At 42.7% G+C, this 24,010-nt stretch carries 20 protein-coding genes; 15 read left to right on the top strand and 5 right to left on the bottom strand.

Annotation, left to right across the window (positions count from 1 at the left end):
• Positions 1-12: 12 nt before the first annotated feature.
• From rpsA to pyrF, 5 genes are all read left to right on the top strand, one after another.
• Positions 13-1,683 (top strand): 30S ribosomal protein S1, encoded by a 1,671-nt coding sequence (gene rpsA / locus RH40_RS06385; RefSeq protein ID WP_009600603.1) that lies wholly within the window; start codon positions 13-15, stop codon positions 1,681-1,683.
• Between the two features lie 261 nt (positions 1,684-1,944).
• On the top strand, positions 1,945-2,223 hold the full coding sequence (ihfB, locus tag RH40_RS06380; RefSeq protein ID WP_009600602.1) for an integration host factor subunit beta: 279 nt from the start codon (positions 1,945-1,947) through the stop codon (positions 2,221-2,223).
• A 141-nt stretch (positions 2,224-2,364) separates the two neighbouring features.
• The gene (locus RH40_RS06375) at positions 2,365-2,646 is read left to right on the top strand and encodes a LapA family protein (protein ID WP_039954375.1); all 282 of its coding nucleotides are present in this window, start codon (positions 2,365-2,367) and stop codon (positions 2,644-2,646) included.
• A gap of 35 nt (positions 2,647-2,681) precedes the next feature.
• Entirely contained in the window at positions 2,682-3,851 is a 1,170-nt protein-coding gene (lapB, locus tag RH40_RS06370) for a lipopolysaccharide assembly protein LapB (protein WP_009600600.1), read from the top strand.
• 85 nt (positions 3,852-3,936) lie between these two features.
• A complete protein-coding gene (gene pyrF, locus RH40_RS06365) occupies positions 3,937-4,632 on the top strand; it encodes an orotidine-5'-phosphate decarboxylase (RefSeq protein WP_009600599.1) in 696 nt (231 codons plus the stop codon).
• A 166-nt stretch (positions 4,633-4,798) separates the two neighbouring features.
• On the opposite strand, the gene miaE is transcribed toward pyrF, so the two are convergent.
• Both miaE and RH40_RS06355 read right to left on the bottom strand, forming a co-directional pair.
• Positions 4,799-5,632: a tRNA isopentenyl-2-thiomethyl-A-37 hydroxylase MiaE gene (gene miaE, locus RH40_RS06360; protein WP_009600598.1), complete on the bottom strand. Its 834-nt coding sequence runs from the start codon at positions 5,630-5,632 to the stop codon at positions 4,799-4,801.
• A gap of 71 nt (positions 5,633-5,703) precedes the next feature.
• Positions 5,704-6,465, bottom strand: coding sequence for a hypothetical protein (locus RH40_RS06355; RefSeq protein ID WP_009600596.1), 762 nt, complete (start codon positions 6,463-6,465; stop codon positions 5,704-5,706).
• A gap of 286 nt (positions 6,466-6,751) precedes the next feature.
• Here RH40_RS06355 and cysB point away from each other — a divergent pair, with 286 nt between their 5' ends.
• The 3 genes from cysB (at position 6,752) to RH40_RS06340 (ending at position 10,249) form a co-directional block, all read left to right on the top strand.
• Positions 6,752-7,726: an HTH-type transcriptional regulator CysB gene (gene cysB / locus RH40_RS06350; protein ID WP_009600594.1), complete on the top strand. Its 975-nt coding sequence runs from the start codon at positions 6,752-6,754 to the stop codon at positions 7,724-7,726.
• A 105-nt stretch (positions 7,727-7,831) separates the two neighbouring features.
• Positions 7,832-9,025: a methyltransferase gene (locus tag RH40_RS06345; RefSeq protein ID WP_009600593.1), complete on the top strand. Its 1,194-nt coding sequence runs from the start codon at positions 7,832-7,834 to the stop codon at positions 9,023-9,025.
• A 264-nt stretch (positions 9,026-9,289) separates the two neighbouring features.
• Entirely contained in the window at positions 9,290-10,249 is a 960-nt protein-coding gene (locus tag RH40_RS06340; protein WP_009600592.1) for an ABC transporter substrate binding protein, read from the top strand.
• Here RH40_RS06340 and dusC read toward each other — a convergent pair.
• On the bottom strand, positions 10,242-11,195 hold the full coding sequence (dusC, locus tag RH40_RS06335; protein WP_009600591.1) for a tRNA dihydrouridine(16) synthase DusC: 954 nt from the start codon (positions 11,193-11,195) through the stop codon (positions 10,242-10,244). The genes RH40_RS06340 and dusC overlap by 8 nt on opposite strands.
• 164 nt (positions 11,196-11,359) lie before the next feature.
• Between dusC and RH40_RS06330 the strand changes: the two genes are divergently transcribed.
• From RH40_RS06330 to RH40_RS06305, 6 genes are all read left to right on the top strand, one after another.
• Positions 11,360-11,974, top strand: a complete 615-nt coding sequence (locus tag RH40_RS06330) for an SEC-C metal-binding domain-containing protein (protein WP_009600590.1) — start codon at positions 11,360-11,362, stop codon at positions 11,972-11,974.
• A gap of 62 nt (positions 11,975-12,036) precedes the next feature.
• Positions 12,037-12,633 carry an outer membrane lipoprotein periplasmic chaperone LolA gene (lolA, locus tag RH40_RS20650; RefSeq protein ID WP_009600589.1) on the top strand — a complete coding sequence of 199 codons (597 nt, stop codon included), beginning with the start codon at positions 12,037-12,039 and terminating at the stop codon, positions 12,631-12,633.
• Positions 12,634-13,980: a replication-associated recombination protein A gene (locus RH40_RS06320; RefSeq protein ID WP_009600588.1), complete on the top strand. Its 1,347-nt coding sequence runs from the start codon at positions 12,634-12,636 to the stop codon at positions 13,978-13,980.
• 98 nt (positions 13,981-14,078) lie between these two features.
• Complete coding sequence (gene serS / locus RH40_RS06315) at positions 14,079-15,386, top strand: serine--tRNA ligase (protein ID WP_009600587.1); 1,308 nt, start codon at positions 14,079-14,081, stop codon at positions 15,384-15,386.
• Positions 15,387-15,577: 191 nt separating this feature from the next.
• A complete protein-coding gene (locus tag RH40_RS06310; RefSeq protein WP_039954373.1) occupies positions 15,578-17,011 on the top strand; it encodes a serine protease in 1,434 nt (477 codons plus the stop codon).
• Positions 17,012-17,212: 201 nt separating this feature from the next.
• Positions 17,213-18,727, top strand: a complete 1,515-nt coding sequence (locus RH40_RS06305; protein ID WP_039954347.1) for a M28 family metallopeptidase — start codon at positions 17,213-17,215, stop codon at positions 18,725-18,727.
• Positions 18,728-18,764: 37 nt separating this feature from the next.
• On the opposite strand, the gene ansA is transcribed toward RH40_RS06305, so the two are convergent.
• Complete coding sequence (ansA, locus tag RH40_RS06300; RefSeq protein ID WP_009600584.1) at positions 18,765-19,781, bottom strand: asparaginase; 1,017 nt, start codon at positions 19,779-19,781, stop codon at positions 18,765-18,767.
• Between the two features lie 166 nt (positions 19,782-19,947).
• The gene (gene sppA / locus RH40_RS06295) at positions 19,948-21,798 is read right to left on the bottom strand and encodes a signal peptide peptidase SppA (RefSeq protein ID WP_009600583.1); all 1,851 of its coding nucleotides are present in this window, start codon (positions 21,796-21,798) and stop codon (positions 19,948-19,950) included.
• Positions 21,799-21,990: 192 nt separating this feature from the next.
• On the opposite strand from sppA, the gene RH40_RS06290 reads away from it, so the two are divergent.
• The gene (locus RH40_RS06290; RefSeq protein WP_439144644.1) at positions 21,991-24,003 is read left to right on the top strand and encodes an FAD-dependent oxidoreductase; all 2,013 of its coding nucleotides are present in this window, start codon (positions 21,991-21,993) and stop codon (positions 24,001-24,003) included.
• The last annotated feature ends 7 nt before the right edge of the window (positions 24,004-24,010 follow it).

The following is a 24,010-nucleotide window of genomic DNA, read 5'->3' as shown; positions in this document are numbered from 1 at the left end:
GAAGATTAAATAATGACTGAATCTTTTGCTCAACTCTTTGAAGAGTTTCTAAGTGAGACCGAATTCCAACAAGGTACAATTGTTAAAGGTACTGTAGTTGCTATCGAGAACGGCTTCGTTCTTGTAGATGCAGGTCTTAAATCTGAATCTGCTATTCCTGCTGAACAGTTCAAGAATGCTTCTGGCGATCTTGAAGTTGAAGTTGGTTCTGAAGTAGACGTAGCGTTAGACGCTGTAGAAGATGGTTTCGGTGAGACTCAACTTTCTCGTGAGAAAGCGAAGCGTCACGAAGCATGGATCGTACTTGAGAAAGCTTGTGAAGAAGCTGAAACTGTTGTTGGTATCATCAACGGTAAAGTTAAGGGTGGTTTCACTGTTGAGTTAAACGGTATTCGTGCCTTCCTTCCTGGTTCTCTTGTTGACGTACGTCCTATCCGTGACACTGCTCACCTAGAAAACAAAGAGCTAGAGTTCAAAGTAATCAAGCTAGACCAGAAGCGTAACAACGTTGTTGTTTCTCGTCGTGCTGTTATCGAGTCTGAGAACAGCGTTGAGCGTGATGAGCTTCTTGAAACACTACAAGAAGGTGCTGAAGTTAAAGGTATCGTTAAGAACCTAACTGACTACGGTGCATTCGTTGACCTAGGTGGTGTTGATGGTCTTCTACATATCACTGATATGGCTTGGAAACGCGTTAAGCACCCATCAGAAATCGTAAACGTTGGTGATGAGATCCAAGTTAAAGTTCTTAAGTTTGACCGTGAGCGCACTCGTGTTTCACTAGGCCTTAAGCAGCTTGGCGAAGATCCGTGGGTAGCAATTGCTAAGCGTTACCCAGAAGGTCACAAACTTTCTGGTCGTGTTACTAACCTTACAGACTACGGCTGCTTCGTTGAGATCGAAGAGGGCGTTGAAGGCCTAGTACACGTTTCTGAAATGGATTGGACTAATAAGAACATCCACCCATCTAAAGTTGTTAATGTTGGCGACGAAGTTGAGGTTATGGTTCTTGAAATCGACGAAGAGCGTCGTCGTATTTCTCTTGGTCTAAAACAGTGTAAAGCTAACCCATGGCAGTCTTTCGCTGAAGCGCAAGCTAAAGGCGACAAAGTAACTGGTAAGATCAAGTCAATCACTGACTTTGGTATCTTCATCGGTCTTGAAGGCGGCATCGATGGTCTAGTTCACCTATCTGACATTTCTTGGAATGTTACAGGTGAAGAAGCTGTTCGTGAGTACAAAAAAGGTGACGAGATTTCAGCTGTTGTACTTGCTGTTGATGCAGAACGTGAGCGTATCTCTCTTGGCGTTAAGCAAATGGAAAATGACCCATTCAACGCTTACGTATCAGAGAAGAAGAAAGGCGTACTTGTAAACGGTACTGTAACTGCAGTAGACGCTAAGGGTGCGACAATCGAGCTTGAAGAAGGCGTTGAAGGCTACATCCGTGCTTCAGAAGTTTCTCGCGACCGCGTAGAAGATGCTTCTCTAATCCTAACAGTTGGTGACAGCATCGAAGCTAAGTTCACAGGCGTTGACCGTAAGAACCGCGTGATTAACCTTTCTGTTAAAGCGAAAGATGAAGCTGAAGAGCAAGAAGCGATGGCGACTCTAAATAAAGCAGATGATGCTTCATTTGGTAACGCTATGGCTGACGCATTCAAAGCAGCTAAAGGCGAGTAATTTATCGCTTATAAAAAAAGGAGCCGAGAGGCTCCTTTTTTGTTTTTGATCCCTCGTGAACATCCCTTTGTTATTTGTAAGGTCATTTACATAAGAATGGCAGTTAAGCGTGTTTGATCTCTTATCTAAACAATGGCACGAGAAAATTTGGCTCAACAATTATACATTTTGACTAATTATTGTCTAAAATTGAAGGCAAGTGTTTGTTGGAACTGGTATTACTTATTATAATAAGTGATAAATTACTCTATGAGGGCAACTATGACTAAGTCTGAATTAATTGAAAGGTTGTGTGCGGAACAAACTCACCTTTCTGCAAAAGAAATAGAAGATGCAGTAAAAGACATCTTAGAGCACATGGCTTCAACACTTGAAGGTGGAGATCGTATCGAGATTCGTGGCTTTGGTAGCTTCTCTCTACATTTTCGCGAGCCACGTGTAGGACGAAATCCAAAAACAGGTGACAAAGTTGACTTGGATGGTAAATACGTTCCACACTTCAAACCAGGTAAAGAATTAAGAGAGCGCGTTAATCTCTAATCGCTCCAAAAATTCAATACTAAAATAGCATACTGATAGTATGCTGTTTTTTTATATAGCGAAAAAGACAGATTAACCATGGAGTGTTTCGCGTTTTTACTGCATAATCATGAATGTTTAAGTAACACTGGATGGTTAGTCTTGAAAATTATCAAACGTATTTTCCTTATAGCTATTTGCCTTCTATTAGTGGGTCTTTTTTTGTTGGCCATGGCTTTTGGCTCGAAGAATCAAGAAATAGTTACAGTAAATTACTTGTTAGCACAAGGTAGCTTCCATTTATCCTCTTTACTTGGTGCGGTGTTTGTTTTGGGCTTTAGTGCTGCTTGGATAGTGATAGGAGGCTTTTATCTAAGAGTTAAGTACCAAAAGCACAGGTTAGGAAAAAAACTCAAAAAAGAGACCGCATTGAGCGATTCTTAGATAATCCATTACAAAATTAGGTCGATTGTTTTTTAATGTTAGAAATTCTTTTCTTGTTACTTCCCATAGCCGCTGCATATGGCTGGTATATGGGTAACAGAAGTGCGCAACAAGACAAGCAAATGCAATCTCATCAAATCTCTCGTCAATATGTTACGGGTCTGAACCTCCTTTTGTCTGAACAATCAGACAAAGCGGTCGATCACTTTATCGAACTTCTTCAAGTTGACAATGAGACGATTGATACCCATTTAGCCCTTGGCAATCTATTCCGATCGCGAGGCGAGGTTGATCGGGCAATTCGAATCCACCAGAATCTTATATCCCGTTCAGGTTTGACAATAGATCAGAAGAATATAGCGCTCCAGCAGCTCGCAAAAGACTATATGGCTTCAGGCCTGCTAGACCGCGCGGAAAAGATTTTCAAACAATTGGTGGATGAGCCAGACCATCGAGAGGGCGCGTTACAACAACTGGTTTCAATTTACCAGCAAACCCGTGAATGGGATCAAGCTATTCATTATTCTTCTATGCTGGTGAAGATGGGGCGGAAAATGATGCGCGCTAATATCAGCCACTTTTGGTGTGAGTTAGCGATGCAAGACAAGGCTGATGGAGCCACGACGGCAGCCATTGCAAGCTTCAAGCGAGCTTTATCTGAAGATTCTAAGTGTGTTAGAGCAAGTATTTCTCTTGGAAAGATATACCTAGAACAAGAAAACTACGATAAAACGCTGCATTATCTGACTATGGTGCTTAAACAAGATTCCGATTTTGTTAGTGAGGTATTGCCAACGATTGCTGAATGTTATCACCAACTAGGCCAAGAGAACGAGCTATTGAACTTCTTACGCCAGTGTATCGCTAATAAAGTTGGTGTGTCAGCGGAACTCATGCTAGCTCAGCTTGTTTCTCAGCATGATGGTGCTGACGCCGCTCAAGAGCTTTTGACGCGGCAATTAGTCAAGAATCCAACGATGAAAGGCTTCTATAGACTCATGGATTATCACTTAGCTGAAGCCGAGGAAGGACGTGCTAAAGAGAGTCTAGGCACGCTTCAGCGACTGGTTGGTGAACAACTGAAAGTTAAGCCTCATTATCGCTGCCGAAAATGTGGCTTTGCGACACATTCAATGTACTGGCATTGTCCCTCATGCAAAGGCTGGGGAACCATCAAACCAATTCGAGGTTTGGATGGTGAATAATTTTATAAGGTTGGAATACCCAACATTAAATAGCAGCGGCAATCCCGCTGCTTTTTTTAGGCAATTATATAAGTGAGGAGTTAAGATGAACGATCCAAAAGTTATTGTCGCTTTAGATTATGAACAAGAGAGAGAGGCTCTTTCTTTTGTTGATAAGATTGACCCAAAGTCTTGCAGACTGAAGGTTGGTAAGGAAATGTTTACTTTATTTGGCCCTGACTTTGTTCGACAACTCCACTCAAAAGGCTTCTCTGTCTTTTTGGATTTAAAGTTTCATGATATTCCTAATACGTGCTCTAAAGCTGTGCGAGCAGCGGCTGAGCTTGGTGTTTGGATGGTAAATGTACATGCTAGTGGTGGAGAGCGAATGATGGTAGCTTCGCGTGAGATCTTAGACTCATACGGAAACGATCGTCCTCTATTGATTGGCGTCACTGTTCTTACAAGTATGGAGAAGCAAGACCTTGCCGGTATTGGTCTAGCGCTAGAACCGAGAGAGCAGGTGATCCGATTAGCGCAGTTGACTCAAAACTGTGGTTTGGATGGAGTAGTCTGCTCTGCACAGGAGTCACCTATGTTAAAAGAAAAGCTGGGGCAGGAATTTAAACTTGTCACACCTGGTATACGCCCTATCGGCTCAGCAGCGAGCGATCAGAAGCGTATTATGACACCGACTGAAGCGATAGATTCAGGCTCTGACTATTTGGTGATTGGTAGGCCAATAACTCAATCTGATAATCCATCCAAGGTATTAGAAGATATCAATATTTCGTTGAACTAGAGAGAAAATAAGGTTAATCCAGCCTTCTACCACACTAATGCGAATTTAAGGTGCAAGGCTGGTGAAAATGGCCTGACTTGCAGACGAGATAAATTGGCCCTTTGGAATAAATCAAAGAACCAATTCCATCATCAAACAATGTTGAAGCAACTTGTTATACCGCGGTCTATTTTTCCTGAAACTCAACACTTTGGTAGTGCTCCGAGTCTTGTCCCTTGAAGTGGCTTGAAGAGACAGGTATTCCGCTATGGAACTTAAAGTCTTGGTCTGGCGTCAAAATTAGCTTTGCTTCTATTTTGCCAAAGTAGTCGATGCGCTCGCTGATGTCACATCCCGCGATATCCTCAGCTAAACACAAATAATCTTGAAAGTGACGAGCTTCAGAGCGTAAAAGGGACACATAGAACTTAGCGATATCCTCTTCCATATACGGGGCGATTTTTGCAAATCTTTCACACGAACGCGCTTCTATGTAAGCTCCAATGATAAGCTTGTCAATAAGAGTTTGAGGCTCGTGAGTTGCCATTTGAGAGAGCATGCCCTTAGCATATCTACTTGCTTGAATAGGTTCATACTCTATGCCTCTGCTCTGCATTATTTCTAGTACCTGATAGAAATGATGTAACTCTTCTTTAATCAACAACACCATTTTATCGATAAGATCTTGACTGTAAGAGGAGGACGCTCTGGACACGATATTTTTTGAAATATTACTCTTCCCTTTCAGATCTTCTATACCGCCTTGTTTGCGATAAGCGAAGTCTTCATAGGGTTTGAACCATTCCAGTAGGCTGTTTGCACTTTCTTTATCGACTGCATATTTCCGAATAAGATACATAGCAGACTGACCAGCTTTCAACTCACACAGTAAATGATCAATGAGGATGGTTTTTAAGTTTTCTGGTTTACTGGCTTCTTCGGTCCACCCTGCTGGTGTTGAGCATTGTAAAAATTGATAGATTGGCTCCAAAAGCGCTTCGTATTGGTCTGTGATATTCATTCTTTATTTACTTGGGCATATAAATCAAAAGGGCCGCCTGAGCGCCCCTTCGTTAATAAAGCGCAAAGCAATCACCATTTTTTCTTTTCACCAAAGAGCGCATCCATGTCGTCTTTGTGCTGGTTGCTTTCTTGAGGCATTCCCTCAGCTTGCTTGCTTTGTTTCTGGTTCTCCAGGTCATCATACATGGCTTGCAGCTTCTCACGAGCTTGAGTCGAGTACTGGTCATTTTTGGTGGCCAGTGCATCAAGTCCTTTTTTGAGTAATTGAACTGCTGTGCCGGGTTGTCCGCGTACGATCGCATCATTGGCCCGCTTCATAACATTCTCAATGTTAATGCGAATTTGAATCGTCTCAAGGCGAGCATTCTCTGCCACATATTGCTGTGTTTCAAAGCGGCCTTTATTATGTTCACTACGGATAGTGTCACGCAGCCGCTTTACTAGCTTAAGCATAACGATTGCTTGCTTATCACTGGAGGGGGTTTTAAATGGCGTAGTCTCATTGCCTTTAAACGTTTCATTCAGTTGCTTGATTTGTCCCTTCACATGCTCAACACGCTGCTCGAGTTGTTTGTTTTTTGGATCGAGTTCATACATGTTTTGTACAGCATCAAGGATACGCATATTCAGGCACATGAGTAGCTCTTTACTGTAAGGTAAATGGTGAGCGTGTCCAATGAGATCCTCAGTAGCATCGATGACTTGAAGAAAACGTGAGCTTTCTTGCTTGCGAGCTGACTCGGCTTTAACCTTAAACTGGAGCATAATGTTATACCCGAGAATTAGGACCAGTAAGATGGCAACTAAAGCTATGATTAAACCAATATTCATAAATTCCGTATCTTATGTTTTTGATGGCTAGCAGATAAGCATACACGATAAAAGTTATCGACTGCACCTATTTTGTATTATCGCTCAATTCGGGCATTTTCATAATGGAAAGTTAAAAATACGCTCTTATTTTGAGTATTTACCAGCAAATTTCTCTTGAAGGCTTTCTGTTTGTACTCTTTTTAGTTGAGTTTAAGCTAAATACACTACCAATTTATCATCTTTGACGTTATAACTAAATATTATAAACCGTATTTGCTCGAAAGTAAGGGATTGTGAGGTTCAAATGAAGTTGCAACAATTGAGGTATATTGTTGAGGTTGTCAATCATAATTTAAATGTGTCAGCAACCGCAGAAAGTCTCTATACCTCACAGCCAGGTATTAGTAAGCAAGTTCGTTTACTGGAGGATGAGCTGGGAATCCAAATTTTTGAGCGTAGTGGTAAACACCTAACCCAAATTACCAGCGCAGGTGAAGAGATAATAAAGATCTCTCAAGAAATTCTTGCGCGTGTTGAGAGTATTAAATCCGTAGCGGGTGAGCATACTCACCCCGAGATGGGCACACTGAATATTTCCACAACACACACACAAGCTCGCTATGCGTTACCCGATGTTATAAAAGGGTTTACAGCCAGGTATCCAAAAGTTTCGCTTCACATGCATCAAGGAACCCCTTCACAAATGTCCGAGGCCATAACCAAAGGAACGGCAAACTTTGCGATTGCAACTGAAGCTTTGCATCTATACCAAGATGCCATTATGTTGCCTTGTTATCATTGGAATCGCTCTATTGTCGTTACTAAGAATCATCCTTTGGCTCAACTTGAGAAAGTGACTATTCAAGACTTAGCTACCTATCCTTTAGTGACTTATGTTTTTGGCTTCACTGGTCGCTCAGAACTTGATACGGCGTTTAACCGTTATGGCCTTACACCTAAAGTTGTTTTTACTGCAACGGATGCGGATGTAATAAAGACCTATGTACGTATGGGTATCGGGGTTGGTGTTATCGCCAGCATGGCTATCGATAGCGAACAAGATACCGATTTGGTAGCGATTGATGCTAGTCACCTATTTGGCTCAAGTACGACCAGTATTGGTTTTAGACGAGGTACTTTCTTACGTTCATATATGTACGATTTTATGGAGAGGTTTGCGCCTCATTTGACGCGTCCCGTTGTAGAGCAAGCCTTGTCGCTCAAATCAAATGCAGAGATAGAAGAAATGTTTAATGGAATAGAGTTACCTTTGCGTTAAACGTGCATTTATACATCCCAGTGACTCCAAGATACTCTACATATTGAAGTCACTTGGGTGTGTGTGAAACCAGATTTAATTTATTTCTTATCATAGAGAACGAAGATGTTAGAAAGGTTCTATGCACTAGACCGCTTTTTGGTTGGACAGCAGGATTATTGGCGGTTTGAACCTTTTTTTCAAAGTATTGAGCGTCATTTGCCGTGGGAAAATACAAATCCAGCATTATGTGATTGGCTATCGCAGCTTTCTCCTAGCGACATTACCCACTACAAAACTAACCTCGATTCTTTGATAGCCCAATTGAGCGCATATTTGCCTGAATTAGATATAATGCATCAGTTAACTAAGCTTCCTTCCTCTACCACTCAACCTATTGAGCTAGCGAGGAATATAGATACGGGTATACCCGGTAGGAAGCTCGCTCAAATTATTTCAATGAGTGAATTTGTTTTAGCCCACCATGTAGGAAACGAATGGCTTGAGTGGTGCTCTGGGAAAGGTTTCTTAGGTCGAATTTTAGCCAGTCAAACGAGACAGAAAGTAACAAGCTTGGAGTATGACGCTGAACTATGTCAGGCAGGCCAAGAGCTTGCTAAGAAGTATTCCCTGCCAATGGAGTTTGTTCAAGGGGATGCATTATCTGAGCAATGTCTTGATTTAATGAATCCCGGCCATCACGCTGTTGCGCTTCATGCTTGTGGTGATCTCCACGTATCTTTAATTAGACAAGCAACGTTAGCGAATATACCAGCAATAAGTATTTCTCCATGTTGCTACCACTTATCCAAGGAGACGAGTTATCAAGCACTTTCCAAGCCGGGGAAAAAGTCCCAATTACGACTGCAACGCTCTGAGTTGAGAATACCGTTACAAGAGACGGTGACGGGAGGTGAAAGGGTAAAGCGGCATAGAATGTTGGAGATGACTTATCGTTTGGGTTTTGATTTAATTTTAAGGACGATCAACAAAACATCCGAGTATCAGCCCATACCCAGTATCAAGAAGTCTGCACTTGCTGATGGTTTCCCTTCTTTTTGTCGTTGGGCGAGTATGGTAAGGGACGTTGATCTGACAAAGGTAGATTTCATTGCATTTGAAAAGCTCGCTACTGAACGTTATTGGCATATGGAGCGTTTAAGTTTAATGCAACAACCGTTCAGACGTCTTATCGAAATTTGGTTGGTGTTAGATAAAGCCCTATACCTTGAAGAGAATAACTATAAAACCCAACTGTTCGAGTTTTGTGAGAAATCAATTACTCCTCGTAATCTTTTGTTGCATGCTGAACGTCGCTGATCACATGCTCCAGTTGACTGAGCAAGAGGGCCTCGAATTTTTACCCAGCAGCTAATGCTGTGAATCTTATATTTGAAACTGACTTTGTCTTAGTGGTTGAACACTTCGACTTTTCCTCTAATACTTTTATTAATTATATTAATAATAAAGATGAACTCGACTTTCATCTTAATAATGTGTTCACCAGGAATACTCTATGAGCCTTTATATGCTTTTGCAGAGGATATGACTGAGTAGCATTTACTGGTTTTTTGAGGGGGTGGGATGATTAGATTTATTACAAGGGTTATTTGTGTTGGACTATCTGTAACATTAATTGCTAGTGCCCACGCCAAAACGGCAAAGGTCGTCGTTTCACAAATCGTAGAACATCCAGATTTAGACGCGACACGGCAAGGGTTGGTTGATGGCCTCAAGACACAAGGTTATATTCAAGGGGAAAATTTAGACTTTGATTTTCGAACCGCTGAGGGTAGTCCTTTGGTTGCAGTGCAGATTGCTCGCGAATATGTTGGAGAAAAACCCGACGTTTTAGTTGGGATTGCGACACCCACGGCTCAAGCTCTAGTGTCTGCAACACGTTCAATTCCTGTTGTGTTCACTGCGGTCACTGATCCTGTGGGGGCAAGGTTGGTTAAGAAGCTAAACCAGCCTGGTAAAAATGTCACAGGTCTTTCAGATTTATCGCCCGTTCATCAACACGTAGAGTTAATGAAAGAGATATTTCCAAATATTAAGTCAATCGGTGTAGTGTTTAATCCCGGAGAATCTAATGCGGTGACCTTGGTGCGTCTATTGAAAGAGAGTGCGGCGAAAAATGGGATTGAGGTATTAGAAGCGGTTGCGCTGCGCTCAGACGAAGTTCTGGCTGCAACAAACTCTATAGCGAGTCTCGCTGATGTTCTCTATGCTCCCACTGATAATACTATTGCTAAAAATATAGAGGGTTTTATTCATGCTGCCAATCGAGCCAATACCCCGGTTCTAGGAGGTGCGGTCTCTTACGTTGAAAAAGGTGCTGTGGCAAGCTTGGGGTTTGATTATTATCAGGTTGGTGTGCAAACAGCAGACTATGTTGTCGCCATTTTACAAGGTACCGTTCCAGGCAAACTTGACGTGAAGTTTGCTCAGGGTTCTGATCTGGTTATCAATGAAGATGCCGCCATTCGCTTGGGGATCTCGATACCTGACTCAGTATTGAGTCGAGCATCGATGATTAAGTGACGACTCTATCTTTTCGGTAGCTTTGGATATGTTCGACGATCGGCTGTGCTTTATTGAAGGTGCGTATTTCTCTAAACAAGGCGTCCGCCTGCGGATATTGTTGCCGTAGGTAAGAAAACCACTGCTTTACTCTGTTTGGATAATAAAGACCTTTGTCGCCTTTCATTTCATATTGAGAATATAGGAGTAGGAGCTCAACCACTTCATCCCATGGCATAACCTGATGTGCATGTTTTACCACATTACCAAGATTGGGGACATTAAAAGCACCACGGCACACCATTAATGAATCAGCACCAGTAAGTGACATACAGTCTTGGCCATCCTGATGATTCCAGATTTCACCATTTGCGATAACTGGAATTGAGAAGCGCTGGCGAATTTGTCTGATGTAGTCCCACTTTATCTCGCTAGCCTTATAGCCACCAGCTTTTGTTCTTGCATGTACGGTGAGCTCGTTTGCGCCTGCACTTTGTATTGCATCAACAATCTCGAAGCAATCTTCAGGGTCTTCCCAGCCAAGTCGAATTTTTGCACTTACAGGGGTTGACGAAGGTACGGCTTCTCTGCATGCTTTTACCACTTGATAAATGACATCTGGGTGGCGAAGTAAAGCGGCTCCTCCCTTACTTTTGTTGACTAGTTTTGCCGGGCACCCGAAATTGATATCAATGCCTTTTGCACCAAGTGTTGCAGCTTTTACCGCGTTTTCAGCCATCCAATTTGGGTCCTGTCCAAGTAATTGAATATGGACAGGGACACCAGAGCGTGTTTTCGATCCTTGTTTTAATTCTGGACATAAACGATAAAAGACATGATCAGGTAACAACTGATCGACAACCCTGACAAATTCAGTCACACAAAGATCGTAGTCGTTGATATCGGTTAATATCTCTCGCATTAAGTGGTCTAGAACACCCTCCATAGGGCCAAGAATCAATCGCATTTTATTGCCTCTAAATTTGGATGCGTGATTGTAGAGATTTCATTGTGATATGTCTAATAACTTATACCCAGTAACCTCTGAGTTCCGCGCTTTCTCTATGTTCGACCCACCGATAGATACAGGATATAATGTGTCTTGATAAAGGTTTTAACGATTAGGTATAAATGAGCTACCCATTACTTTGTTTCGAAGAAAGCACTTGTGAAGAGACCCCTATTTATTTAGAGGGGGTTGTATTTGCGTCTAATTTAGCGACGAAACCCACTTCAATAGAATCTTGGGTTCCCGTATTATTCCCACAATTAGCCAGTGGAGCAAAAAACAAGATAGAAGCCCACATACATTTTCAGTACAACATCCTAAAGCGCAGTGAGTATTCATTATTATCTCTAATTGAAGGGGAAACCTGTAATGAAAAACTTGCCGACTTTGCCGAAGGGTTTATGACTCTTTGGCCTCAAATTGAGCATCAATGGGCCAATGAAAGTGTTAATGACGGCACCGTACGCATGTTACAAGCTTTTCTTACGACCATGATGTTAGCGATAGACGAAGATAAAACACGACAACACATGCGGGCTGAAGGTATAGAGTCACCCCCGTTTTTGAAAGACCTTATTGAACAATTAGACCTGATGATCATTGAAATTGCCTTGGCGGCTGACGAGTTGATGTCAGGAAATAAATCGGTTAGCGTGAATCCCTTCAAAGACGTTGGTCGCAATGACTCCTGTCCATGTGGCAGTGGTAAAAAATTTAAACAGTGTTGCGGCGCGTAGAACCAAGTCTACTTTTTTGAGTCAAACTCAATGTCTAACGGCGTATTTATTAGGAAGTGATAATGAAAAAATTATTGGTGCTGGTGTTCTTGAGTTGTTCTGTTTTCGCGACACCCAAAGATGAATTAAGCAATAGGCTGAAACTTTCAGATGGGTTTAACGCGAACTTTTCCCAAAAAGTAATTAGCCCTGATGGTGAGGTTGTGATGGAGGGAAAGGGCTCTGTTGATATTGCCCGCCCGAGCCTATTTCGTTGGCATACGTCTGCCCCGGATGAAAATCTGCTTGTTTCGGATGGTAAGACAGTGTGGTACTACAGCCCATTTATTGAACAAGTGAGTATTTACTCTCAAGATCAAGCAACGCAACAGACTCCTTTTATTCTATTAACCCGTAATCGTGCTAGCGATTGGGAGCAATACCATGTCTCTCAAAAGGAAGATACGTTTACTCTAATCCCAGTTGCCACTGACACGACTCAGGGTCAGTTTCAGATCAGCATTGATACCAAAGGGGTTGTTAAAGGCTTTAATGTAATAGAACAAGATGGACAAAAAGCATTATTTACTTTTGACACTGTTAAGCTAGGCAAACCTGCAATGGACTTGTTTACATTCCAGGTTCCAAAGGGAGTAGAAGTTGATGACCAGAGGAATTAAGTGAGTAATTACACGTTAGACTTTGGGGGCGATAGTGACTTTCGTCCCCTTGCTGCCAGAATGAGGCCTAATAAGCTTGAAGGTTATATTGGTCAATCTCATATTCTAGGTAAAGGGAAGCCGCTGCGAAGAGCGATAGAGGCAGGCCATTTGCATTCAATGATATTATGGGGGCCTCCTGGTACAGGTAAAACGACACTTGCAGAGCTTGCTGCTCAGTATGCTGATGCAGAGGTTGAGAGAGTCTCTGCCGTGACTTCGGGAGTAAAAGAGATTCGACTCGCGATTGATAAAGCTCGTGAAAATAAGCTGGCAGGTCGTCGTACCGTTTTATTTGTTGATGAAGTTCATCGTTTTAATAAGTCTCAGCAAGACGCCTTCTTACCTCATATCGAGGATGGTACTGTTACTTTTATTGGAGCTACAACAGAAAACCCTTCGTTTGAATTGAACAACGCTTTGCTGTCGAGAGCACGGGTATACAAACTCAGTGCACTAGACAAAGATGATATTCTGTTAGCTTTAAAACAGGCAATCGAATGTTCTGACAATGGTTTGGGTCAAAGTACTGCGCTTTTTAAAGATAATGTTTTAGATAGACTTGCAGAACTCGTCCAAGGTGATGTTCGCATGTCGTTGAACTATTTAGAGCTTCTTTATGACATGGCGGAAGAAGATGCGAAAGGCAACAAAGTCATCACGTTAGCCTTGTTAGCTGAAGTCGCCGGAGAAAAGGTCTCTCGTTTCGATAATAAGGGGGATATTTGGTACGATTTAATATCGGCGTTGCACAAGTCTATCCGTGGCTCTAACCCCGATGCGGCACTCTACTGGGCAGCTAGGATGATTTCTGCTGGGTGCGATCCACTGTACATAGCTCGGCGTTTGCTCGCTATCGCTTCTGAAGATATAGGCAACGCAGATCCAAGAGCAATGCAAGTTGCTCTATCCGCTTGGGACTGTTTCACCCGCGTAGGGCCAGCAGAAGGTGAAAGAGCTATCGCACAAGCCATTGTCTATTTGGCATGTGCGCCCAAGAGTAACGCTGTTTATGTTGCTTGGAAACAAGCTCTACGTGATGCCCAACATGAACCTGAGTATGATGTGCCCGAACATTTACGTAATGCGCCTACCTCGCTCATGAAAGATCTTGGTTACGGTAAAGAATACCGCTATGCTCACGACGAACCTGGTGCTTATGCTGCCGGAGAGCACTACTTTCCACCTGAAATGCGCCATACACGATATTATCAGCCTAGTGATCGTGGCCTAGAGATTAAAATTGGTGAAAAGTTAGATTATCTTGCCACTCTAGATGCAAAAAGCGCACAAAAGCGCTATGAATAAGCGCGCATTTTAGATACATTTACTCGGTTAATATTTTTAGCACCAGAGCACGAGGCTCTGGTGTCACTTCTACCAATAAATAAAGCATAGGATTAACAATGCTGGATTCTAAATTACTTCGTACAGAGCTGGATGAAACAGCTGAAAAACTTGCGCGTCGTGGCTTTAAGCTCGACGTTGATACTATCCGTACACTTGAAGAACAACGCAAGTCGATTCAAGTTGAAGTTGAAAATTTACAATCCTCCCGTAATTCTATTTCTAAGCAGATTGGCCAAAAGATGGCTGCTGGCGATAAAGAGGGTGCTGAGGCGATCAAATTGCAAATCGGTAACCTTGGTAATGATCTTGAAGCGAAAAAAGCGCAGCTTGATCACATCCAGTCCCAGCTAGAAGAGGTGACATTGTCTGTACCTAATTTGCCTGCGGACGATGTTCCTCAGGGCAAAGATGAAAGTGACAATGTTGAGATATCTCGTTGGGGTGAACCAAAATCTTATGACTTTGAACTTAAAGATCATGTTGATCTTGGCGAGATAGGTGGTGGTTTGGATTTCGCTAGCGCGACTAAGCTGACTGGTGCGCGTTTCATCGTTATGAAAGGCCAGTTTGCTCGTTTACATAGAGCGATTGCGCAATTTATGCTTGACCTTCACACTGAAGAGCACGGCTACACAGAAATGTACGTACCTTATCTTGTAAACTCTGATAGCTTATTTGGTACAGGGCAATTGCCAAAATTTGGTGAAGACCTTTTCCATACAGAGCCATTAACAGAAAAAGTCAATGATGAGGATCCAAGGAAACTGTCCCTTATTCCTACAGCAGAAGTTCCCCTAACGAATATGGTTCGTGATACGATCACTGATGAAGATGAACTCCCAATTAAGATGACGGCACATACACCATGCTTCCGTTCTGAAGCTGGCTCTTATGGCAGAGATACTCGCGGTTTAATTCGTATGCACCAATTCGATAAAGTGGAGCTGGTTCAAATTACTAAACCTGAAGACTCAATGGATGCGCTTGAGCAATTGACGGCTCATGCAGAAAAGGTATTGCAGCTACTTGAACTTCCTTATCGTAAAGTGATCCTCTGTACAGGTGATATGGGCTTCGGTGCAAGGAAAACTTACGATCTTGAAGTATGGGTGCCTGCTCAGGAAACGTATCGCGAAATTTCATCTTGTTCAAATATGTGGGACTTCCAAGCTCGTCGTATGCAGGCAAGGTTCCGCCGTAAAGGTGAGAAAAAGCCAGAGCTTGTACATACACTTAACGGTTCGGGTCTTGCGGTGGGGCGCACTATGGTCGCTATCCTTGAGAACAATCAGCAAAAAGATGGTCGTATTGCTATTCCTGCTGTTTTACAGAAATACATGAATGGCTTGACTCACATAGGTTGATATCAATCGCATTATTCTAAGGCGGCCAAATTGGCCGCCTTTTTTATATATTCATAATAACCACCTGATTAGTGGAGCTTTTTCATTATAAAACGTACGCTTTTATAAACTTAATATATATGTGTATGGTTGCTTATTGTCGCACAGTGCTTATGGTTTTTATTGAATCCTTAAATACAAAAGGGCAAAAAATGAAAAATGCATTGCACAACATCGTCTTGGCTTCTTCTTGTCTTATCTCGTCACTCGCTTACTCTCAAACCGCACCTCCTACCATCGCAGATGAAGTAGCGTTATTTGTATCATCAAAACAAATCAATGCTCGTCCTTATACCATCAAACATGCTGGTGCAGAGTTTATAAAAGTTCATTTTAAGAAATTGGACTTACCCAAAGGTGCAAAGATAAGACTCACATCAGCGGATGGCTCTGAAAGCATTGAGTATACACAAAGCCAAAAAGCATGGTTTGCGCAGTCTATTTTTGGTGATGAGGTTACCGTCAAATTAATACCGAACAAAAAGGGTGAAAAGGGTCACTACGAAATTGACTATTTTACGGCAGGAAGCGACACGATATTGGACGATTTTTCTTCTTTCTCTACCTGTGGTGAAAATGAGCGTCGTGATGTCGCATGTTGGCAAGATAGCCACCCCGAAAAAGTGGCTTGGTCACAGCCTGTCGCAAGATTACTAATTAATGGGCGAGGGTTATGTACTGCATGGAGGGTTGGTCCAGATAATAAAATGTTCACCAACAATCATTGTGTTGAGAGTCAATCTGAGCTAAGTAATACCGAGGTTTGGTTTAACTATCAAAGAAGCAGTTGTAATGGTTCGATGTCAACCACTGTCAAAGTTATGGGTAACGAGCTATTAAGTACTGACTACACGTTGGACTATACCTTATTTACTGTTCATGATTTCGAGAAGATCGCCTCTTTTGGTTACCTTGGCTTGGATGCGAGTGAACCCGTTTTTGGTAATGGTATTTATATTCCACAACATGGTTCTGGTAACCCTAAAGAGCTGTCGATTGAGAGTGATAAGAATGGCTCAGGAATGTGCCAAATCGATGTTGCTTCCACGGGTGGGCGTGGTTCTGAAACGGATACCGGGTATTTTTGTGATACGATCGGTGGCTCTTCAGGTTCCCCAGTATTGAACACATCAAACAATAAAGCCATCGCTTTACATCACTTTGGTGGTTGTGAAAACCAAGGGGTAAAAATCAGCAAGATATGGCCGGAAGTGGCTAGTTTCTTTGATAACAACTTACCGGATGGTAATGTCAATCCACCCACACCTGGTCCAGGACTTCCGGAACTAGAAGTTGATGTACCAGTGGCAGATTTACAATTGTCTCGTCTTGAAACTGCAATGTATGTCGTTAAGGCCGCAAATCGAAACGATCCTATCAAAATTACCATCAGTTCAGGTACCGGTGACGCTGACTTATATGTTCGTTCTGGTGGTGAACCGACAACCACAAACTATGATTGTCGTCCTTATAAGTCAGGCAATAACGAAACGTGTTCAGTCCCTGCCAAAAATGAAGATCTCTACGTTATGGTCAGAGCTTATTCAAGTTTTTCTGGTGTTACTCTGATGGCTAAAAAGCAATAGACTTGCTAAAGGTGAGGCTGGGTGGCTTCACCTTATTTTTAGGAGTTAAACATCTCTAGTTGTCATTGTTTGCCACTTCCCTTCTTATTATTGATAACGTTGCGACACCTTATTTGTACACTCTGATGTGGTATTAATTATTCTCATTGATTGAATATCCATTCTAAATTCATAGTGCTTTACACAACAATGGACAGGAATATGAATTATAAAAATACGTTATTGGCTATATCTTTATTTTCAGTGTGTACGCCGCTCTACGCACAAGATAAGGTATGGATTTCTATGGGGGCTGATGCTTCTCACACTGTAAATAAATCAGGTGGAAATCCTATACTACCTGAGTCTCTGGCGCGCTCTAGTGATGTATGGGTGGGGCAAGTTGAGGTTGAACGTTTAGCTGAGCTTTCTCATAATATGCATGAGGAGCATCACCGCTGTGGAGGATACATGGTTCACCCATCTCCTCAAAGTGCAATGGCAGCGAGCGCGATGCCCAAAAGCCTAGCTACATTCACGCCCACTCAGCCATCTCAGCAGTTTTTGGTAAATGCTTGGCTACCTCTAGTAAGTGCGAGTCAGTTAACGGGCACTATTCGCTCGCTAATGGGCTTCAATAATCGCTTCTATACCACAACGTCAGGTGCGCAAGCATCAGACTGGATAGCGAACGAATGGCGCTCTCTAACCTCAGGGATGAGCAACAGTCAGGTTGAGCAAATATCTCATCGGGGCTACAACCAAAAATCTGTGGTCTTGACAATCAGAGGAAGTGAAGTTCCCGATGAGTGGGTGATAGTTGGGGGACATCTTGATTCAACGATTGGTTATCGCACCGGAGAGCAATCTATTGCGCCAGGCGCTGATGATGATGCATCAGGAATTGCAAGTGTTAGCGAAATCATTCGTGTTTTGGCTGAGAATAATTTTACGCCTAAGCGGTCTGTAGCTTTTATGGCCTACGCTGCAGAGGAAGTGGGGCTTAGAGGCTCTCAAGATATTGCCAACAGCTACAAAGCACAAGGTAAAAATGTGGTGTCTGTTCTTCAGCTTGATATGACAAACTATCAGGGTTCAAGAGAGGATATTGTCTTTATGACTGATTACACAGATAGTAATCTTACTCAGTTTTTGGCAAGCCTGATCGATGAATATTTGCCTGAGTTAAGTTATGGGTATGATCGTTGTGGCTATGGTTGTTCTGATCATGCTTCATGGCATAACGCTGGATATTCTTCGGTGATGCCATTTGAATCAAAATTTAATGATTATAATCCTCATATCCATACACCCAGAGATACATTAGAAAATTCCGATCCGACAGGACAGCACGCGGTTAAGTTTACTAAGCTCGGCCTTTCTTATGTTGTTGAACTAGCAAATGCGGTTGATGCTACTCCTCCAAACGATGATGTTCTCCAAGATGGCGTTGCAAAGCGAGGGTTAGTTGGGCCTAAATCAAGTCAGAAACGGTTTACTTTTGAGCTAAATGAAAGAAGAAATTTAACGGTGCAAACAAGAGGTGGAAGTGGGGATGTTGACCTATATGTCAAATGGGGCTCTGAGCCGTCAACGTCAGTCTGGGATTGTCGCCCTTATCGTTCTGGAAATAATGAAAGGTGCGTATTTAATCGAGCGGAGCCTGGCACGTATCATATCATGTTGGATGCTTATTCTGGATACAACAATGTCAGTTTAACCGCGACATCGAATTGAAAAGAAGGGCGGTATTGACCGCCCGTTTTCTATAAAGTTACAGTGACATTTCACCACGCAATATTTGCTGCATCTGACTTTTTACCTCATCGTAGCTCAGGTTTTGACTGAGTAAAAAATGCAGTTTGGCTAAAGCAGCCTCGGGTGTCATATCAAAGCCACTAATAACACCAGCTTCCGCAAGTGCACATCCAGTAGCATAGCCGCCCATGTTTACTTTTCCCGCTAAGCATTGTGTGAGATTGACAACAATAACGCCTCTCTCCGAAGCTTCTTTTAGGTGATCAAGTAATTGAGGGTTCTGTGGTGCATTGCCAACTCCAAATGTTAGTAAAATCATAGCGTTGACAGGTTGACGTAGGGTGTTCCTTATTACTTCATGAGAAATGCCGGGATACATGGTAATTACTCCTATAGGCTGGGGAGTAATATCATGGACAGTAAACGTACCTTCAGGCAGTTTGTTGACTTCTACATCGTTACTTATTTGAATGTTTATACCAGCTTCGAGTAGCACGGGTAGATTAGGAGACGTAAATGCATTGAATCCATCGGCATGGGATTTTGTACTTCGGTTTCCACGCATTAGCTTGTTGTTGAAAAATAATGTCACCTCATTAATGGGGTAATTGGCTGCAATGTGGAGTGCATTAAGCAAATTGGCTTGGCCATCAGATCTCAATTCTGCAAGTGGAATTTGAGACCCGGTCACAATCACGGGTTTCCCAAGGTTTTCCAGCATGAAAGACAGAGCTGAAGCTGTGTAAGCCATGGTGTCGGTACCATGAAGAATTACAAAACCGTCGTAATTATCATAATTGTCACGGATATCATCGGCAATTTGCTGCCAATCTGCTGGTGTCATATCAGATGAGTCGATTAGAGGCGTATATTCATGGATGGTATATTCTGGCATCTCTGGTCTGTGAAATTCTGGCATGGCAGCGAGTTGTTGTTCCATAAATCCAGCAACGGGAACGTAACCGTGACCTTCGGATTTTTGCATACCGATAGTGCCGCCAGTGTAGGCGATGTAGATGTGTTTTCTTGCCATGGTCTAAAACCAGTAAATAGTATGAACAGGACTAAGAATTATATAGTAAAAAAGAGGAATAAAAAGGGGGATTCTTTGTGAATTCCCCCTTTTACCCAAGCATCCTAGTGTGATTTGGGTGCGCGAGTGGCTTTCGATTTTTTACTCGCGTTTTTGGCTTTTAAGTCTATTGACTCTGGCAGTTCAAGCAAAATGCATATTGACCCTTTGGATCATTGAAGCTTTGCAATAGTCTAGCATCATTGGTTACTTGAGATACTGCTGGTCTCATGCTTTCTGGCAAAATCGCTAAAGGATCAATGTGCATGGCAACACTAACTTGATTAAGGAAGTTCTTGATGAACTCTTGCGCAGGAGATAAGGGTTCTTCTACCCAGTAAAGGTTATATTTTTCAAGTTTTGCTAATTGTGCTGCGAGTGCTACGGCATCATCAAAATCACCGATTTTATCAACCAAGCCAAGTTTGAGTGCGTCTTCTCCAGTCCAAACTCTTCCTTCTGCGATTCCCTCCATCTTATCGATGGGCAATTGGCGTGATTGGCTGACCAAACTGATAAATCTTTGATAGCCATGATCGATACCCATTTGTAAGGCTTGTGACGCGCCTTCTGACAGGCCAGTGGTTAAGCCAACGCCTGAAAAAGGAGAGGTTCCCACACCATCGGTGTATATGCCTAGCTTGTTGAGGCCTTTTTCAAAAGTGGTGATAATGCTAAATATACCGATTGAGCCAGTTAAGGTTGTTGGTTGAGCAACTATACTGTCTGCGCTCATCGAAATCCAATAGCCTCCAGATGCTGCAAGGCTAGACATTGAAACAACAACGGGTTTACCTTCAGCCTTGAGTGCTTGAACTTCATTGCGTATGACTTCTGAGGCGAAAGCACTGCCTCCTGGACTGTCAACACGCAGTACAACGGCTTTTACTTTTTTGTCGTTACGAGCTTGTCTTAATAGTGCAGCAACCGTGTCGCCACCAACTGTGCCTCTGGGTTGACTGCCATCCATGATAGCGCCGCTAGCAACTACAACAGCAATATCGTCATTGTTATATTGAAGCTTAGGAGCCATAGAAGTTAAATAACTATAATAATCAACATAGTTATAGCTATCTTCACCATTGCTACCAAATACGTCTGCCAATTCAGTTCTAATTTGTTGACGCGTTGCCAACTGGTCAACTAAACCAAGGTTGAGTGAGAGTGCTGCTAAGTTTCCTTGATTTTGTTTGAGTAGAGCAAGAAACTCCTCCATATTTAGCTTGAGTGTTTCTGGGGCCAGTTGGCGATTGTTTGCTACATCGTCGACATAGGCGTCCCATAGCTGACTAAGCCAACGTGACGTTGTTTCTTTTGCTGCTGGTGACATATCATCTCGTAAGAACGGCTCCACAGCAGATTTATAGGTGCCAACACGAAAAACATGCGTATTAACATCTAGCTTTTCGAGTAACGTTTTGTAGTACATGGAATAAGCGCTATAGCCTTTCAACATTACCGCGCCATCCGGAGCAAGATAAACCTTGTCTGCGTAACTGGCGAGATAATATTGACTTTGGTTGTACATATCACCAACCGCATAGACAGGTTTGCCAGATGACTTAAATTCATTGATAGCTTTCGCTATGTAGCGCAACTTTGTTAGATTAGTTGGCGCCAAATCTCTAAGGGCAAGAACGATACCGCCAATCTTCGGATCTTCTTTAGCGTGTCGAATCGTGTCGACAATATCGAAAAGAAGATTTTCGTGTGGCATGTCTTGTCCTAGTATTGAACCTGTAACAGAATCCATTGGGTTGATATAACTGGATTGTTCAACAATAGGGCCAGACAAGTTAAGCACTAGAGCTGATTTTTCTGGGACCGATTTTTTGGGTGCATCAGCACTGGTGTAAACAAAATAGATCGCTCCTAAGGTCAATAAAAAAATCATATTGACCAGGGCACGACGAATGAAGGTAATGACTTTCCATATACCTTTAAAGAACGAACTGACAAATTTAAATATTGTTTTCATTTCCTCTCCACTGCATATAAAGCAGAATCAGGCTATTGTTCGGTAAACCTGCTGGTTACAACAGGCTCTATCGTACTCAAACTAGTATACTCAAACAACCGGAAGATTGATCGGTGTTACATAAATGTAAACGGTTGTTTGATTTTTTTGTGATGCCAGCATATTCTGGTCAGACCACAACAATAAAGAGCGATGTCTAACATGTACCCAAATCTACTTAAGCCCTTAGATCTCGGGTTTACCCAATTGAAAAACCGAGTTTTGATGGGATCGATGCACACTGGTCTTGAAGAGCACAAAGAAGGTCTAGATAAACTTGCTGCTTTTTATGAAGAGCGAGCTAAAGGTGGAGTTGGACTGATTGTTACTGGGGGCTTTTCTCCTAATTTACGTGGTAGGTTAAGTCCTTTTAGCGCTGAGTTCAGCAAAGCAAAACATGCTAAATCCCACAAAGTGGTCACCCAAGCCGTACATAAACACGGTGGTAAGATAGCACTGCAATTACTCCATGCTGGTCGTTATGCAATGCATCCATTTGCACAGAGTGCATCAGCCATTAAAGCTCCCATTGCTCGTTTTGCGCCAAGCCAAATGAGTACTCGACAAATCAACAATACAATCGACGCCTTTGCAAAAAGCGCATCTCTGGCGGTAGAAGCTGGCTACGATGGTGTGGAAGTCATGGGTTCAGAGGGGTACTTACTTAATCAGTTTATCTGCAAGCGTACAAATAACCGTTATGATGAGTGGGGCGGTTGCTATGAAAACCGAATTCGTTTTCCTCTCGAAGTCGTAAGAGCTATCCGTAAAGCAGCGGGTAAGAAGTTTATCATAATTTTTCGTTTGTCGATGCTCGACCTAGTTGAAGAGGGCAGTACGTTCGATGAAGTTGTTATGCTTGCTAAAGAACTAGAGAAAGCCGGTGTCACTATTATCAACACCGGTATAGGTTGGCATGAAGCGCGGGTTCCGACTATTGCGACTCAAGTACCGAGAGGGGCGTTTACTTGGGTAACGGAGAAAGTGAGGCCACATATCAATGTTCCGATTGTGACGTGTAATCGAATCAATACTCCGGAGGAAGCCGAGAAAATTCTTTCTGGTGGTCATGCTGACATGGTGTCTATGGCGCGTCCATTCCTGGCCGACCCTCACTTTGTTAATAAAGCAGAGCAGAATAAATCTAAGTTAATCAACACTTGTATAGCATGTAACCAAGCTTGCCTTGATAATGTTTTCAAAGGCAAACGAGCCAGTTGTTTGGTTAACCCTCTGGCCTGTTACGAAACCGAAATTGTTGTCCAACCAACATTTAAACGCAAAAATATTGCTGTCGTTGGTGCAGGTCCTGCCGGATTGGCTTGTGCTACAACCTTGGCTGAGAGGGGCCATAGTGTCGACTTATTTGAGCGGAATGACAGAATTGGAGGGCAGTTCCGTCTCGCTATGCAAATTCCTGGTAAGGAAGAGTTCCGTGAAACTATTCGTTATTTTGCGAACCGTATTGACGAGACTGGGGTGAAATTACATCTAGAAACAGAGGCAAACTATGACCTTCTGAATGAGTATGATGAAGTTGTAATGGCGTCAGGTGTTGAGCCTCGTAAAGTCAACATAGAAGGCATAGATACGCCGGAAAAAGTTATTGACTATCAGACTCTTATCAAAGAGAAAACGGTGGTAGGTAATAAGGTGGCTATAGTCGGTGCAGGTGGCATTGGTGTTGATGTTGCCACCATGCTTACTGAACCTCTTGACCATGGGCTCGATGATTGGTTGCATGAGTGGGGCATCGACAAAGATATATCTACCCCAGGGGGTCTTTATCCTTACCCAGAATCTGTAGCTGACAAAGATGTGTGGGTATTACAGCGCAGGGAAGGCAAAGTCGGTAAAGGGCCAGGAAGAACAACGGGCTGGATCCATAAACGTACGTTAGAAAAGCGAGGTGTAAACCTTCTCGGTGGTGTGAGCTACGAAAAAATTGACCAACAAGGCTTACATATTAGTGTGAATGAAAAGCAGCAATTGCTTGAAGCGGATACAGTCATCATTTGTGCTGGTCAAGAATCTGTTCGACCATTTGAAGATAAGTGGCCATTACTCGAAGGTAAGCTCCACATTATAGGCGGTGCAGATTATGCCGGCGAACTCGATGCAGTTCGTGCCATCAGACAAGGGGTCAAATTAGCCGTTAAACTCTAGTGGTATA

This window comes from Vibrio caribbeanicus ATCC BAA-2122, assembly GCF_000165125.1.
In the GTDB taxonomy this organism is placed as follows: domain Bacteria; phylum Pseudomonadota; class Gammaproteobacteria; order Enterobacterales; family Vibrionaceae; genus Vibrio; species Vibrio caribbeanicus.
Note: the sequence above shows the minus strand (reverse complement) of the source record. Positions and strands in the feature narration are given on the sequence as shown.

Bases quoted from the DNA above. Each gene is read 5' to 3' on its own strand.
- sppA (WP_009600583.1), bottom strand. From the start codon at position 21,798: ATGAAAACAATATTTAAATTTGTCAGTTCGTTCTTTAAAGGTATATGG.
- RH40_RS06290 (WP_439144644.1), top strand. From the start codon at position 21,991: ATGTCTAACATGTACCCAAATCTACTTAAGCCCTTAGATCTCGGGTTT.
- pyrF (WP_009600599.1), top strand. From the start codon at position 3,937: ATGAACGATCCAAAAGTTATTGTCGCTTTAGATTATGAACAAGAGAGA.
- ansA (WP_009600584.1), bottom strand. From the start codon at position 19,781: ATGGCAAGAAAACACATCTACATCGCCTACACTGGCGGCACTATCGGT.
- RH40_RS06340 (WP_009600592.1), top strand. From the start codon at position 9,290: ATGATTAGATTTATTACAAGGGTTATTTGTGTTGGACTATCTGTAACA.
- RH40_RS06330 (WP_009600590.1), top strand. From the start codon at position 11,360: ATGAGCTACCCATTACTTTGTTTCGAAGAAAGCACTTGTGAAGAGACC.
- dusC (WP_009600591.1), bottom strand. From the start codon at position 11,195: ATGCGATTGATTCTTGGCCCTATGGAGGGTGTTCTAGACCACTTAATG.
- RH40_RS06305 (WP_039954347.1), top strand. From the start codon at position 17,213: ATGAATTATAAAAATACGTTATTGGCTATATCTTTATTTTCAGTGTGT.
- RH40_RS06355 (WP_009600596.1), bottom strand. From the start codon at position 6,465: ATGAATATTGGTTTAATCATAGCTTTAGTTGCCATCTTACTGGTCCTA.
- lapB (WP_009600600.1), top strand. From the start codon at position 2,682: ATGTTAGAAATTCTTTTCTTGTTACTTCCCATAGCCGCTGCATATGGC.
- lolA (WP_009600589.1), top strand. From the start codon at position 12,037: ATGAAAAAATTATTGGTGCTGGTGTTCTTGAGTTGTTCTGTTTTCGCG.
- serS (WP_009600587.1), top strand. From the start codon at position 14,079: ATGCTGGATTCTAAATTACTTCGTACAGAGCTGGATGAAACAGCTGAA.
- ihfB (WP_009600602.1), top strand. From the start codon at position 1,945: ATGACTAAGTCTGAATTAATTGAAAGGTTGTGTGCGGAACAAACTCAC.
- rpsA (WP_009600603.1), top strand. From the start codon at position 13: ATGACTGAATCTTTTGCTCAACTCTTTGAAGAGTTTCTAAGTGAGACC.
- cysB (WP_009600594.1), top strand. From the start codon at position 6,752: ATGAAGTTGCAACAATTGAGGTATATTGTTGAGGTTGTCAATCATAAT.
- RH40_RS06345 (WP_009600593.1), top strand. From the start codon at position 7,832: ATGTTAGAAAGGTTCTATGCACTAGACCGCTTTTTGGTTGGACAGCAG.
- miaE (WP_009600598.1), bottom strand. From the start codon at position 5,632: ATGAATATCACAGACCAATACGAAGCGCTTTTGGAGCCAATCTATCAA.
- RH40_RS06310 (WP_039954373.1), top strand. From the start codon at position 15,578: ATGAAAAATGCATTGCACAACATCGTCTTGGCTTCTTCTTGTCTTATC.